7 protein-coding genes are annotated in these 12,182 nt (G+C 72.1%); 5 read left to right on the top strand and 2 right to left on the bottom strand.

The window, feature by feature from the left end:
• Positions 1 to 12 precede the first annotated feature (12 nt).
• The 5 genes from OWM54_RS04950 to OWM54_RS04930 all read left to right on the top strand — a co-directional run bounded on the left by OWM54_RS04950 (position 13) and on the right by OWM54_RS04930 (position 10,462).
• Complete coding sequence (locus OWM54_RS04950) at positions 13 to 3,252, top strand: PD-(D/E)XK nuclease family protein (protein WP_267696748.1); 3,240 nt, start codon at positions 13 to 15, stop codon at positions 3,250 to 3,252.
• Entirely contained in the window at positions 3,249 to 6,914 is a 3,666-nt protein-coding gene (locus tag OWM54_RS04945; protein WP_267696747.1) for a UvrD-helicase domain-containing protein, read from the top strand. The genes OWM54_RS04950 and OWM54_RS04945 overlap by 4 nt, the downstream gene beginning before the upstream one ends.
• 12 nt (positions 6,915 to 6,926) lie before the next feature.
• Positions 6,927 to 8,237, top strand: a complete 1,311-nt coding sequence (locus OWM54_RS04940; protein WP_046712872.1) for an adenylosuccinate synthase — start codon at positions 6,927 to 6,929, stop codon at positions 8,235 to 8,237.
• 104 nt (positions 8,238 to 8,341) lie between these two features.
• Positions 8,342 to 9,967, top strand: coding sequence for a tetratricopeptide repeat protein (locus OWM54_RS04935; RefSeq protein ID WP_324289180.1), 1,626 nt, complete (start codon positions 8,342 to 8,344; stop codon positions 9,965 to 9,967).
• A gap of 63 nt (positions 9,968 to 10,030) precedes the next feature.
• A complete protein-coding gene (locus OWM54_RS04930) occupies positions 10,031 to 10,462 on the top strand; it encodes a PH domain-containing protein (protein WP_141325203.1) in 432 nt (143 codons plus the stop codon).
• A gap of 4 nt (positions 10,463 to 10,466) precedes the next feature.
• Here OWM54_RS04930 and OWM54_RS04925 read toward each other — a convergent pair whose 3' ends face one another.
• A complete protein-coding gene (locus OWM54_RS04925) occupies positions 10,467 to 11,291 on the bottom strand; it encodes an FHA domain-containing protein (protein WP_223746738.1) in 825 nt (274 codons plus the stop codon).
• A 110-nt stretch (positions 11,292 to 11,401) separates the two neighbouring features.
• Positions 11,402 to 12,157 carry a YqjF family protein gene (locus tag OWM54_RS04920; protein WP_223746739.1) on the bottom strand — a complete coding sequence of 252 codons (756 nt, stop codon included), beginning with the start codon at positions 12,155 to 12,157 and terminating at the stop codon, positions 11,402 to 11,404.
• Between the last annotated feature and the right edge of the window lie 25 nt (positions 12,158 to 12,182).

The following is a 12,182-nucleotide window of genomic DNA, read 5'->3' as shown; positions in this document are numbered from 1 at the left end:
CTCCACGCATCCATGGCCCGCCCCGTCCGTACCCTCCATGTGTTCCCCGACGCCAGCCGGCGTCAGGCCGCGTTGCGCGCGGAAGGGAACGCCCGGGGGCTGGCGGTGGGCCGGGACCTGCTCACCTGGGAGGAGCTGCTCGTCGCGCTGGGCGGGGCTCGCGAGCTGAACCGGCGTCCGTGCCCGGCGGTGCTGGCGCGCGCGGTGATGTCCTCGCTGGGGCCGCAGCTGGGCAACACGCACTTCGGAGAGTACGTCCGGGAGCCGGCCTTCGCGCGCGCGGGGCTGGAGGTGGTGCTGGACCTGAAGGCCGGGCGCCTGTCACCCCGGGAGCTCCAGGACGCGGTGGAGGTCCTCCCGCCCGAGCGGCAGAAGCACGTGCGGGTGCTCGCCCGGCTGTATCACCTGTACGAGCAGAAGCTGGCGGAGCTGGGGCTCGCGGACCGCGAGGACGTGCTGCGCGGGGCGCGCGAGGCGCTGGGCCGGGGCGCGTGGCCGGTGAGCTGGGATGGCGTGGGGACGCTGGTTTTGCACGGGGTCTACGACGTGCGCCCGTCCGGCCTGGAGCTCCTGCTGGCGTTGGCGGCGGCGTGTGAGTCGCGACGCGTGACGCTCCGGGTGGAGACGCCGGTGGGTGGCTCGCCGGTCGCGGACGCGGCCCTGGCCTCGCTGTTCCGCGCCTTCGAGAACCGCGGCGAGTCCATGCCGCACGTGGACCTCTTCAAGGCGGACGTCACCTTCGAGTCCCGGCCGTTCATCGACCTGGGGCGCTTCGCCTTCTCGCCCCGGGCGCCGCGCAATGTGCTCGAGGACGCGAAGACCCAGCCTCGCGTGTGGAGCGCGGCCACGGCGCGCGAGGAGGCGCGACTGGTGGCCAGGGACGTGCGCCGGCTCATCGCGGAAGGGGCCGCGCCGTCGGACATCGCGATTGCATACCGTGAGCTGGGGGCGGAGGCGGGGTGGCTCGCCGAGTCGCTCGGTGAGCTGGGCGTGCCGGTGCGACTGCCCTGGGGCGAGCCGCTCTCGTTGGCCGGGCCGGTGCGTCTGGCGTTGGACCTGCCGCTGCTGGTGGAGGACGGCTTCCCCGCCGAGCGCGTGGCGGAGCTGGTGGGCAGTCGCTACGCGCACATCCTGTCGCGCGGAGGTCCGGAGTCGCCGGCGAGCCTCTTCGCGCTGGCCGCCGTGCGGGACGACCGCCTGGGCGCGCTGCGAGGACGCGGTGCCTACGACGTGCGCCTCGAAGGCCTCGCGCGTCGTCTCCAGGCGCTCCAGGGCGCACAGAAGAAGGACGGCAGCGCGCGCATCCAGTCGGTGCGGGTGCTGCGTGAACGCTGCGGCCTGTTGCTGAATGCCTGCCGGCGCATTCCCGAGAAGGCGCCCGTTGCTGAACAGTTGGCCGCGTGGTGGCACGTGGTGGAGCAGTTGGGGTTGATGGACTCCGAGGGGCCCTTGGAGTCCCGCGCGGAAGGTGGACTGGCGGAGCGGGCGCTGGATGCGCGGTCGCGAGACGAGGCCGCGCGCGAGGCGCTGCGGCAGCGCGTCCAGGGACTGCTGCGGACGATGAAGGCGGTGGGCGGTGGCCCGGTGCTGCGTCGGCGCACGTTCGGTCGATGGCTGCGCGATGCGATGTCGGAGGCGTACCTGCCCGCGCGAGGCCCCAGGGGCGCTGCGGTGGAGGTGCTGGAGGCGGCGGAGGTTCCTGGACGCTCCTTCCGTCATCTCTTCATCGCGGGGCTCACCGAGGGACGCTTCCCGGGACGGGATGTGCCCTCGCCGTTGCTCGCGGACGCGGAGCGCTCGGCGCTCAATCAGCACCTGGGCCGTGACGTGTTCCGACTGACCGGCGGCGAGTTCGAGGACCGCGCGGCGTGGCGGCTCACCGAGGACCGCCTGTTGTTCGCCAGCGCGCTCGCCGCGGCGGAGGAGACGCTGAGCCTGTCCTTCGCGGTGGAGGGAGCGGGTGGACAGGAGCAGGTGCCGTCCTCGTTCCTGGAGGAGGTGCGCCGGCTCACCGCGCTGAAGTGGACGCCGCGCTCGTTGCCGCCCATCCCGCCGCTAGACGAGGTGCTTACCGAGTCGGAGCTGCGGCGCTGCGTGGCGCTCGAGGTCCTGGCGCATCCAAAGCTGCGCGTCACCGAGCCGGACCCGGCGGCGTCTCGGCTCAAGGATCGCTTCGACCGGGAGGCCTGGTACTCGGGCGCACATGAGCTATCGCTGGTGGAGGTGGAGCGGCTGCACTTCTTCGGGGAGCCGGACCGCAAGCCCGGGAAGTACACGGGCTCGGTGGATGCCAACACGATGCGCGCGTCGTTGCGCGAGGCCTTCCGCTTCGACCTGACGCGGCCCCTGTCCGCGTCCGCGCTCGCGCGCTTCGGCAACTGCGGCTTCCAGGGCTTCCTCACGTACGGCCTGAAGGTGACGGAGCCGGACCGCCCGGGCGAGGAGTTCGACGCGCGCGGGCGCGGCACCTTCTGGCACCGCGTCGTGGAGGAGGTCTTCCAATCGCTCAAGCAGCACCAACTGCTCGGCAAGGCTCCGGAGGAGATCCCCGAGGAGGTGCTGGACTCCGCGCTCCAGTCCGCGGTGGCGCACTTCGAGAAGTTCCACCACGTGGGGCACCCCGCGCTGTGGAAGCTGGCGCACGAGCGCGCGCGGGCGATGGCGCGTCGAATCCTGGTGGATGAGCGGCGCGGGCTGCCCTTCGAGCGGATGGTGCCGGAGGGCTTCGAGCTCCAGTTCGGCCCCGCCGCCGAGGACGACCGGTGGCGCCACGTCATGTTGCCCATCGACGGTGACGCCATCGTCTTCGAGGGGAAGATCGACCGGCTCGACGTGTCCGGCTCGGAGGTGGGTGTCATCGACTACAAGTCCGGGCGCCTGGACAAGAACGAGCTGAAGAAGCGGCTGCTCACATCCGACTTCCAGCTGCCGCTGTACCTCTTCGCCGCGCGCGAGAGCGGCCACCAGAACGCGAGCCAGGCCGCGTGGTTCTCGCTGCGCACGGGCAACACCATCCACCTGTCGGAGGTGGTCCCCGCGCAGGAGCTGGACGAGCTGTTGTCCACGGACCCCGAGGTGCGCGCGAAGGTGGCGGAGAAGGAAGGCGGGCGCAACCTGCCCAACGCCGTGGAGTCGCTGGTGCGCACGCTGCGCGAGGGCCAGTTCGCCGCGCGGCCCCAGGACTGTGGCTCCTGCGGCTTCCGCGCCGTGTGCCGCATCACCGAGCGGCGGATGACGGAGGAGGGGAGTTGAGCACGGCCCCTTCCATCCTCGCGCTGGAGCGCAACCTGGCGCTCATGGCGGGCGCCGGCGCGGGCAAGACGTACAGCCTGGTGACGATGACGCTGCACCTGCTCGCGGGCGCGCGCGAGGCGGGGGGCCCCTTGCGCCCCGCGCGGTTGTGCATGCTGACCTTCACCGACAAGGCCGCGGCGGAGATGCGCGCGCGCCTGAGGATGCGTCTGGACGGGCTGGCGCAGGGCGAGGCGAAGCTGGACCAGGAGGTGGAGCTGCGCGCCTCGCTCTCCCGGCTGGACCGCCCGTTCCCGTTGCCCGAGGCGTGGCGCCAGCTGCGCGAGGAGATGGGCGCGGCCACGGTGGGCACGTTCCACTCGCTCTGCGGTCAGTTGCTGCGACGCGCGCCACCGGCGGTGGGCATCGACCCGAGCTTCGAGGTGCTCGACGAACTCGAGGCGTCCAGTCTGGTGCAGGACGTGTGCGAGCGCGTCGTGCTCGATGCGCTGGAAGCGGGTGACGCGCGCGTGCGTGAGCTGTGTCAGGAGCTGGGCTTCTCCGGCTCCGGGTTCTCCGATGGTCTGGTCGCCGCGCTGGTGTCGGTCTACGGCAAGCTGCGCGAGGAGGGGCTGCGCGCGGCCTCCGCGGCGGTGGCCGACGTGGCGCAGGCCCGCGAGGAGTTCGACGACGCGCTGAAGGAGTGCCTGCGCCTGTGCATGGAAGTGCGAGCACTGGACGCCAAGGGCGAGTGGAGCCAGTTGGTGGGCGCGCTGGAGAAGGCGCTCAACGGGATGACGGCGGAGAACTTCCAGAAGGGAGACCGCTACCCGTGGTTGCGCGCCTGCTTCGCGACGGACACGCGCAACATCGCGCGGCTCAGCAAGGGCGCCGCGGGGCCGGTGCGCGAGCTGTACTGGCGCATCTACAAGGGCAAGACGGACGGCTCGGTGCGCATGCTCGTCGATGCGTGGGCCGCGTGGCACACCGCGCCCTTCGAGGAGACCTTCCGCGAGCTGCTGGGACGCGTGGAGAGCCGGCACGACGCGGAGTTCGCCCGCCGCAACGTGTTCGACTTCACCTCGCTGCTCGTCAAGGCGCGCGACCTGCTGCGGGACCATCCCGAGTTCCGCCGGCAGGTGCAGGAGCGCGTGGGCGCCCTCCTGGTGGACGAGTTCCAGGACACCAACCGGCTCCAGTTGGAGCTGGTGCTGCTGCTCGCGGAGAAGCGCGAGGGGGGGCCTCGCGAGCTGACGCCGGAGATGGACCTGCCGTCCGCGCTGCCGCTGGAGCCCGCGTTCCTCTGCGCGGTGGGAGATCGCAAGCAGTCCATCTACGAGTTCCGTGGCGCGGACGTCTCCGTCTTCACGCTGCTGTCGAAGAAGGTGGAGGAGGAGGGCGGCACGCGCGGCTTCCTCCAGCACAACCGCCGCTCGGTGCCGGGCCTGTTGTCCTTCTTCAACCACGCCTTCGCCGGGGTGCTGGTGGCGGCGGATGCGCACGCGCCCCGTCCGTTCGAGGTCGTCTACGTCCCCGAGGAGGACGACCTGTCACCCGTGCGCGCCTCGCTCACCGAGGCCCCCGTGGTGGAGCGACTCCACCTGGAGGAGCAGGAGACCGCCGGAGACCTGCGATGGCTGGACGCGGACTGCACCGCGAGGCGGCTGCGCATCCTGCTCGCGCCCGGTGCGCTCCCCACGGTGGCTCGCGAGGATGGCGAGGGCTCACGTCCCGCGCGCGGTGGCGACGTGGCGATGCTCTTCCGGACCTTCACGCACCTGGAGGTGTACCGGCAGGCGCTCATCCGCCACGGTGTGCCGCATCGGGTGCTGCGTGGACGAGGGTTCTACGGCGCGCAGGAGGTGCTCGACCTGGCCTCGCTGCTGGCGCTGCTGGCGGACACGGAGGACGCGCTCGCCTTCGCCGCCGTGCTGCGCTCGCCGCTGGTGGGCCTGTCGGACGCGACCTTGTTCCTGCTCGCCGGGGAGCAGCCGTTGTCGCTGGCGTCACCTCGACTGACGGACGACGAGGTGCTCGCCACCCTGCCGGAGCGTGAACGTCCGCGCCTGAAGACCTTCCTGGAGGCCTTGCCCGCGCTGTGCCGGGAGCGGGACCGGTTGGGCGTGAGGGAGCTGTTGCTCTCCGCGCTGGACCTGACGGGCTACCGCGAGGCGCTCGCGGGCTCTCCCTATGCGGAGCAGGCGAGCGCCAACGTGGAGAAGCTGCTCGCGTTGGCCTCGCGTCGCGACGAGCGGGGCTCGGGCGGGTGCGTGGCCTTCGCCCGCGAGCTGCGCATGCTGGCCGAGTCCTCCCCGAACGAAGCCCAGGCGGACCTGCTCGACGCCGGAGACCCGCGCGCGGTGCAACTGCTCACCATCCACCGCGCCAAGGGCCTGGAGTGGCCCATCGTCGTCGTGCCCGGCATGGGCGGTCGACGCCGGAGCACCTCCGCCCGCGCGCACTTCGAGCGCTCGCACGGCATCGCCCTGCGCCCCTGGGTGCCCGACTCGCTGGACGGCTACACGTCCAACCGCTTCGAGGCGGTGCGCCAGGAGCTCAAGGCCCGCGAGGACGCCGAGTATCGCCGCCTGCTCTACGTGGCGCTCACCCGCGCCAGGGACTTGCTGGTGCTCTCCGGTGGAGAAGAGCCACGTGCGGGCAAGGATTCGTGGTGGCACCTCGTCGACGCCCGGCTGGAGGACGTCACCACGCGCGAGCTCGTCACGGACGTGGACGTGGACGAGCTGCCTCCACCCAGGGACCCGGAGCCGCCGGGGCCCGAGGCGCTGGCGCGCGCGGAGGCCCGTGTCGAGGCCGCGTTGCTGCGCGTGCGCGGCGGCACGCTGGACCTGCCCGAGTCAGCGGCGTCCCTCAGCGCGCCCGTGAGCGCCGTGCAGGACTTCATTACCTGTCCACGCCGCTTCCACTACGTGCACCGCCTGGGACTGCGCGGCGCGCCGTGGCCGTGGGAGGTGGCGCCGCGAGAGACCCCGCTCGTCGTCGAGCCGGAGGGCTGGCTCCCTGAACGCAGCCCCGCGGAGCTGGTGCGCCATCTGCTGAGCACCTCTGATTTGCGACTGTGCTCGGCCCGTGACGTGGACGTCACGGAGCGCCGCGCGCACCTGGAGGCCTTGCTGCGCGAGGCGGGCGCGTTGGCGGAGGACCCGGGCATGGAGGCGGTCCTGGGCACGGCGGAGCGCTGGCTCGCCACCGACTTCGCCCGGATGCTGGCGGAGTCCCCGCCGCGCGGCGTGCACCGGGGCCTGGCCTTCAGCCTGGTGGTGGACGAGGGCATCTCCCTGGAGGGTGAGATGGATGTCCTCTGGGAGTCACCTCGCGGCGAGGCGGTGGTGGTGACCTACAAGTCGGGCGGACGGCATCCGTTGGGAGCGGCCGCGTACGCCCACGAGCTGGACGCGCTGGAGCTGGCGGCGCGACGGATGGTGCGAGCGGGCGTCCCCGTGCGTGTGGGCGTCGTCTTCCTGGGGGAGGAGCGCCCGGAGCCCGAGTGGCGGGCGGACGCGGCGCGCCCCGAGGAGGCCGCCAGGCGGCTCGCGGACGCGACGCGGGCCCTGGCACGGGGGGAGGTGCGTGGCGCCTGGGTGGGACGAGAGAGGGCGACCTGCCAGGCCCTGCATTGTGGCTTCTCGGAACACTGTCACCCGGCCCCTCTCGCGTGCTAAGCGGCGGGCACCATGCCGAACGTCGTCGTCATCGGAGCGCAGTGGGGAGATGAAGGGAAGGGCAAGGTCGTGGACCTGCTCACCGAGCATGCCCAGTTGGTCGTCCGCTTCCAGGGCGGCAACAACGCGGGGCATACGCTCGTGGTGGGGGGCCAGAAGACGGTCCTGCACCTGATTCCCTCGGGCATCCTCCACCAGGGCAAGACGTGTGTCATTGGCAACGGAGTGGTGGTGGACCCGGCGGTGCTCGTGGGGGAGATCGACGCGCTCAAGGCGCGCGGCTTCCTCAAGGAGGACTCGCAGCTCATCATCTCCGACAATGCCCACGTCATCTTCCCGTGGCACAAGCTGCTGGACAGCTTCCGCGAGAAGGCCCGCGGTGGCAGCGCCATCGGCACCACCGGCCGCGGTATCGGCCCGTCCTACGAGGACAAGGTGGCGCGCCGGGGCATCCGCATGCGGGACTTGCTCAACCCCGAGCGCCTGCGCAAGCGCATCGAGGAGCGGCTGCCCCAGGCCCTCGAGGAGCTCCGGGAGCTGTGCGGCAAGGCGGGCGTGCCGGTGCCCCAGCTCGAGGTGCCCCAGGTGCTCGCGGAGTTCTCCGGGCTGGGTGAGCGGCTCAAGCCCTACGTGCACGACGCCTCGCTGTACCTCGCCGGCCAGGTGCGCCGCGGCGCGCGCATCCTCTTCGAGGGCGCGCAGGGCACGCTGCTCGACGTGGACCACGGCACCTATCCCTTCGTCACGTCGTCCAACTGCGTGGCGGGCAACGCCGCGGTGGGCTCGGGCCTGGGCCCGACGGCCATCGACAAGGTGATGGGCATCAGCAAGGCCTACACCACGCGCGTCGGCGGCGGTCCGTTCCCCACGGAGCTCAGCGACGCCATCGGCGACCAGCTGCGCAAGGTGGGTGACGAGTTCGGCGCCACCACCGGTCGTCCCCGCCGCTGCGGCTGGCTGGACGGCGTGGTGCTGCGCTACGCGGCGCGCGTCAACGGCCTGTGGGGCATGGCGCTCACCAAGCTCGACGTGCTCAGCGGCCTGAAGTCGCTGCAGATCTGCAACGCGTACGACCTGGACGGCGAGAAGATCACCGAGCTGCCCGGCGACTACGAGGACCTGGCGCGCGTCAAGCCCATCTACGAGACGCTGCCCGGCTGGGAGGAGAACCTCGCCGGCGTGCGCAGCTTCGACGAGCTGCCGGAGAACGCGAAGCGCTACGTGCGCCGCGTGGAAGAGGTCAGCGGCGTGCCCGTGGTGTGCGTCTCCGTGGGCGCCGACCGCGGCGAGACGGTGCTGCTGCAGAACCCCTTCCGCAGCTGAGACGGGCCACACCCTCGGAGAAACTCCCACCGGGGGTGTGGGCGCATCGTGACGTCGTCCCCGGTTTCTGCTACGGCAACCGGTGCAACCCCTTGGGGGACGTCATGCACCTGGTGCGCAAGTCCGTCGTCGTCCTGTCCGCGGTGCTGCTGCTCGGTGCCGCGGAGCCCTCCGAGCCCGCCCGGGCCGCCTTTGCTCGCGGCGAGTCCGCCCTGGGCGCCGGCCGTCTGGACGAGGCGGCCGCCGCATACCGCGAAGCACTGGCCGCCACTCCGGGCTATGCCCCCGCGCTCAACGGCCTGGGCAGCGTGGCCTTCCGCCAGGGCAAGCTGAAGGACGCCATCGCGCGCTTCGGCGAGGCCACGCAGGCGGACCCGCTGCACAAGATGGCGTACTTCAACCTGGGCTATGCCGCGCGCAAGGCCGGGGACGCCGCCACCGCCGCCCGCGCCTACGGGCGCTATGTCGAGCTCGAGCCGGACGACGCGGACGGCTACTACGGCCTCGCGGAGAGCCACCGCCAGCTCGGCGACAAGCCCCAGGCCATCGCCGCGTATCAGGGCTACATCGCCCGTGAGAACCGGCCCTCGGAGCAGATCTGGGTCCAGAAGGCGCGCGGCTACCTGAAGTCGCTCGGCGCCTCGCCCCTGCCGCCCGAGTCTTCGAAGCCGCTCCCGCGCGGCGTCGCGGCGCCGCCTCCGACGAGCACCCTCGGCGCCTCGCCCGAGTCCCCGAAGCCGCTCCCCCGCGTCGCCGAGGCGCCGCCTCCGACGAGCACCCTCGGCGCCTCGCCCGAGACTCCGAAGCCGCTCCCGCGCGTCGCCGAGGCGCCGCCTCCGACGAGCACCCCGGGCGTCACGCCAGTGACACCTCCCGCTGTGGCGACGGCCGACGGCGCGGACCTGCGCGAGAAGGGGACGCCCCCGGGCACCGCCGTGGCCTCGCCGGCTTCGACGCCCTCGGCGCAGGAGCCGGTGCCCTTCCCGTCGAAGCCCTCGGCCGAGGTCGCGCAGGCGCGCACGCCGAACCCCGCGCTGGCGGCGGCGCGCATCCGGGACGGCGACGCGCTGATGAAGGAGCGCCGCTACCGCGAGGCGGCCTTCGCGTTCCTGGATGCGTCGCACGCGGACGAGGGCCATGTGGAGGCCTTGTTCAAGCTGGGCAACGCGTTGGCGGTGCTCGGCTACTACGGGCAGGCGGTGGAGAAGTGGGAGTCCGCCATCCAGCTCACGAAGGACGCGGCCATCCGTCAGAGCGCGCAGGACAACATCGCGCGGGCGCGGACGAAGATGGCGCAGTCGGGCGCGTCGCCGCAGGCGGCGGGACAGGCCCCGGGCTCCGGACCTGTCGCGGAGACGACACGGGCGCAGGCCCGGAGGGCCTATGAGCAGGGCGTGCAGCGCATCGGCTCGCGCGACTTCGCCACGGCGCTGACGCACCTGACGCAGGCCATCCAGTTGGAGCCCATGCTCGCGGTGGCCTACACCGCGCGCGGCAGCGCCAACATCGGCCTGCGGCGCTACGCGGAGGCCGCGGCGGACTATCAGTTCGCGATGGAGCTGGAGCCCCAGGCGGCGTCCCCCCTGTACGGGTTGGCCGAGTCCTACCGTGCCCTGGGGCGCAACGCGGAGGCACGGGGGCTCTACGAGCGCTATGCCGCCTCGTCGGCCGCGGACGTCCGTCCCCAGCTCCAGGAGGAATCTCGACAGAAGGCCGTGAAGCTGCGTTGACCGGCGGCCAGGCGGGCCGGGGGGCAGGTGGATCCTGTCAGCCCCAAGCATTAATTTGGAGGCATGACCGGGCGCGACGCGGAGATGAACGGACGGCAGGTCTTTCGCCCTCGTCGTAGCCTCTCGGCTGCGATGGCGGCGGCGGGTCTGCTCTGGGTGGCGGTGCTGCTCTACCTCTTCAAGTTCGAAGGGGTGCCGCTGAAGACCTTCCTCTCAGCGGGCTTCTTCATCCTCTTCTTCGGCGTCTCGCTCGCGTACTACGCGCGCACGCTCATCGTCGTGGACGCCCGGGGCATCACCTACCGGGGCATGGTCCGCACCCGGCGCTTCGCGTTCTCGGACATCCGCAACGTGGACGTGCTGCCCGGCCCCGTCACCGTCTACGCCATCCGGGGACAGTGGGGATTCGTCCACTTCACCAGCTTCTTCCTGCATCACCAGAAGCTCGCCCGGATTCTCGTCGAACGCGCGGGGTTGGCGCCGCTGCCGGGTTGACGCGCTAGGTCGTCATCAGGAGGTAGGTGACGAGCAGTCCCGCCAGCGCCGCGGTGCCTCCCAGCCCGATGAACCACCACTCCGCGCGAGCCTTCCGCCGAGGAGGCGCCGTCTGCGCCGGCCCCGTGTCGGAGAGGCTCTGCTCGGGGGATTCCGGGGCGGCCGGCTCCGCGGGCGCCTCGTCCAGGGCCGCCTGGAAGCGCAGCAGCGTGCGCCCCAGCTCCAGCACGTCGCCATCGCACAGCGTCACGGGCTCCTGGACGCGCTCCCCGTTGACGTAGACGCCGTTGGGACTGCCCAGGTCCTCCAGGACGAACACACCTTCTTCGTGGTGGATGCGCGCGTGATTGCGGGACACGGACCTGTCGCGAAGGCGCAGCGTGGCTTCTTGTCCCCGACCGAGGTCCGTGCGGGCGTCCGCGAGCGCGTGCATCCGGCCCACGTCCAGTCCCGTCAGGCAGGTGAGGGTGGCCGCGCGGGAAGGGGCCGCGTCCAGGCCCGTGAGCAGCCCCTTGAGCACGGCGACAGTGCCCTGGGCGCGCTGCTCGGGTGTCTCCGGGAGGACACTCAGGCGCATCGTGTCGGGCAGGCCCACCACCTCGCCGGGGAGCACCAGCCTGGACACGCCCGGAGGCACGAGCACCCCGTTGACGTCGAAGGTCCGGGTCGCCTCCACCATGAGCCGCTGCCCCTCGATGTGCAGGGACAAGAGGTGGGGCGGCAGGGCCTCCAGGCGGACATGGTCCTCGGGACCGCCGCCCAGCAGGTGATGGCCCTCGGGCAATTCGAAGGGCGTGGTGGTGCCCAGGTGCTGGAATTCGAAGCGCATGACCCGGGGCTGGAGCAACGGGTGGACCGCCCTGGCGCACGGGGATTCGCGTGCTTGGCGCTTGGGTGCGTCCCGGGCGCTGGCCCGGCCCGTCCTCGCCGCGAGACGGCTCAGGCGGCCGGGTCGCGGGAAGTGTCCACTTCCGACACGCGCGCGCCAGGATGGACGGCCACCGCGGAGCCATCCGCGACGAACGCGGAGGCGGGCGTGCCCCGCAGGAAGGGCACGAAGCGCTCGCCGTACAGCTTCGCCACGTCGCACTCGAAGACGGGGTCCTCGGCGCGCCACACGGACCAGCGCGGGTGCTCCACGCGGTACTCCGCGCTGCCTCCGTCGCGCTGGGGCGTGTAGCCCCAGTAGTGCTCGGTGATGAACTCCTCCTGCGAACCCGGAGCGCTGGGCAGGGGAGTGCCCCGCGTGCGCGCCGCGAGTCGATGCCAGCGGCCCTCGTGCTTCCAGCCGTACTCCAGGCGGCCCGGTGCGCCCTGCTCGGCGCCGTCCATCTCCACGAGGTGCCGCATGGGCAGCGCCAGGTACGGCTCGTTGTAGACGACGCGCGCCACCGTCGCGATGGCCCACCGGGGGACGAGCTCCCGCACGAAGGCCACGCCCCGTCGCCATCCCTCGGGTCCACGGTGGCGCACGTAGTAGCGGAGGTTGACCTCGTCGAAGTCGCGATGGAAGGGCACCGCGAGCCCGCGCACGCGCGTGTCGAGGAAGCGGAAGCCCACCATGCTGGCGAAGGCCTTGCCTCGCCACGTGTCCAGCTCCGTGCCTCGGGGGACGAGCGGCGCGAGCACCTTCGGGTCCACCTCGTAGTTGAGCATCACGAGGTAGCGCCACGTGGCTGTCAGGAAGGGGCTCATGTCCCTTCGTAATCCGCGCCGGGCC

The sequence above is a fragment of the Myxococcus sp. MISCRS1 genome (assembly GCF_026626605.1).
Classification (GTDB): domain Bacteria; phylum Myxococcota; class Myxococcia; order Myxococcales; family Myxococcaceae; genus Myxococcus; species Myxococcus fulvus.
This window is presented reverse-complemented; position numbering and strand designations above follow the sequence as displayed.

Excerpts from the sequence above, each read along its gene's own strand:
- OWM54_RS04950 (WP_267696748.1), top strand. The coding sequence starts at position 13 with ATGGCCCGCCCCGTCCGTACCCTCCATGTGTTCCCCGACGCCAGCCGG.
- OWM54_RS04940 (WP_046712872.1), top strand. The coding sequence starts at position 6,927 with ATGCCGAACGTCGTCGTCATCGGAGCGCAGTGGGGAGATGAAGGGAAG.
- OWM54_RS04935 (WP_324289180.1), top strand. The coding sequence starts at position 8,342 with ATGCACCTGGTGCGCAAGTCCGTCGTCGTCCTGTCCGCGGTGCTGCTG.
- OWM54_RS04930 (WP_141325203.1), top strand. The coding sequence starts at position 10,031 with ATGACCGGGCGCGACGCGGAGATGAACGGACGGCAGGTCTTTCGCCCT.
- OWM54_RS04925 (WP_223746738.1), bottom strand. The coding sequence starts at position 11,291 with ATGCGCTTCGAATTCCAGCACCTGGGCACCACCACGCCCTTCGAATTG.
- OWM54_RS04920 (WP_223746739.1), bottom strand. The coding sequence starts at position 12,157 with ATGAGCCCCTTCCTGACAGCCACGTGGCGCTACCTCGTGATGCTCAAC.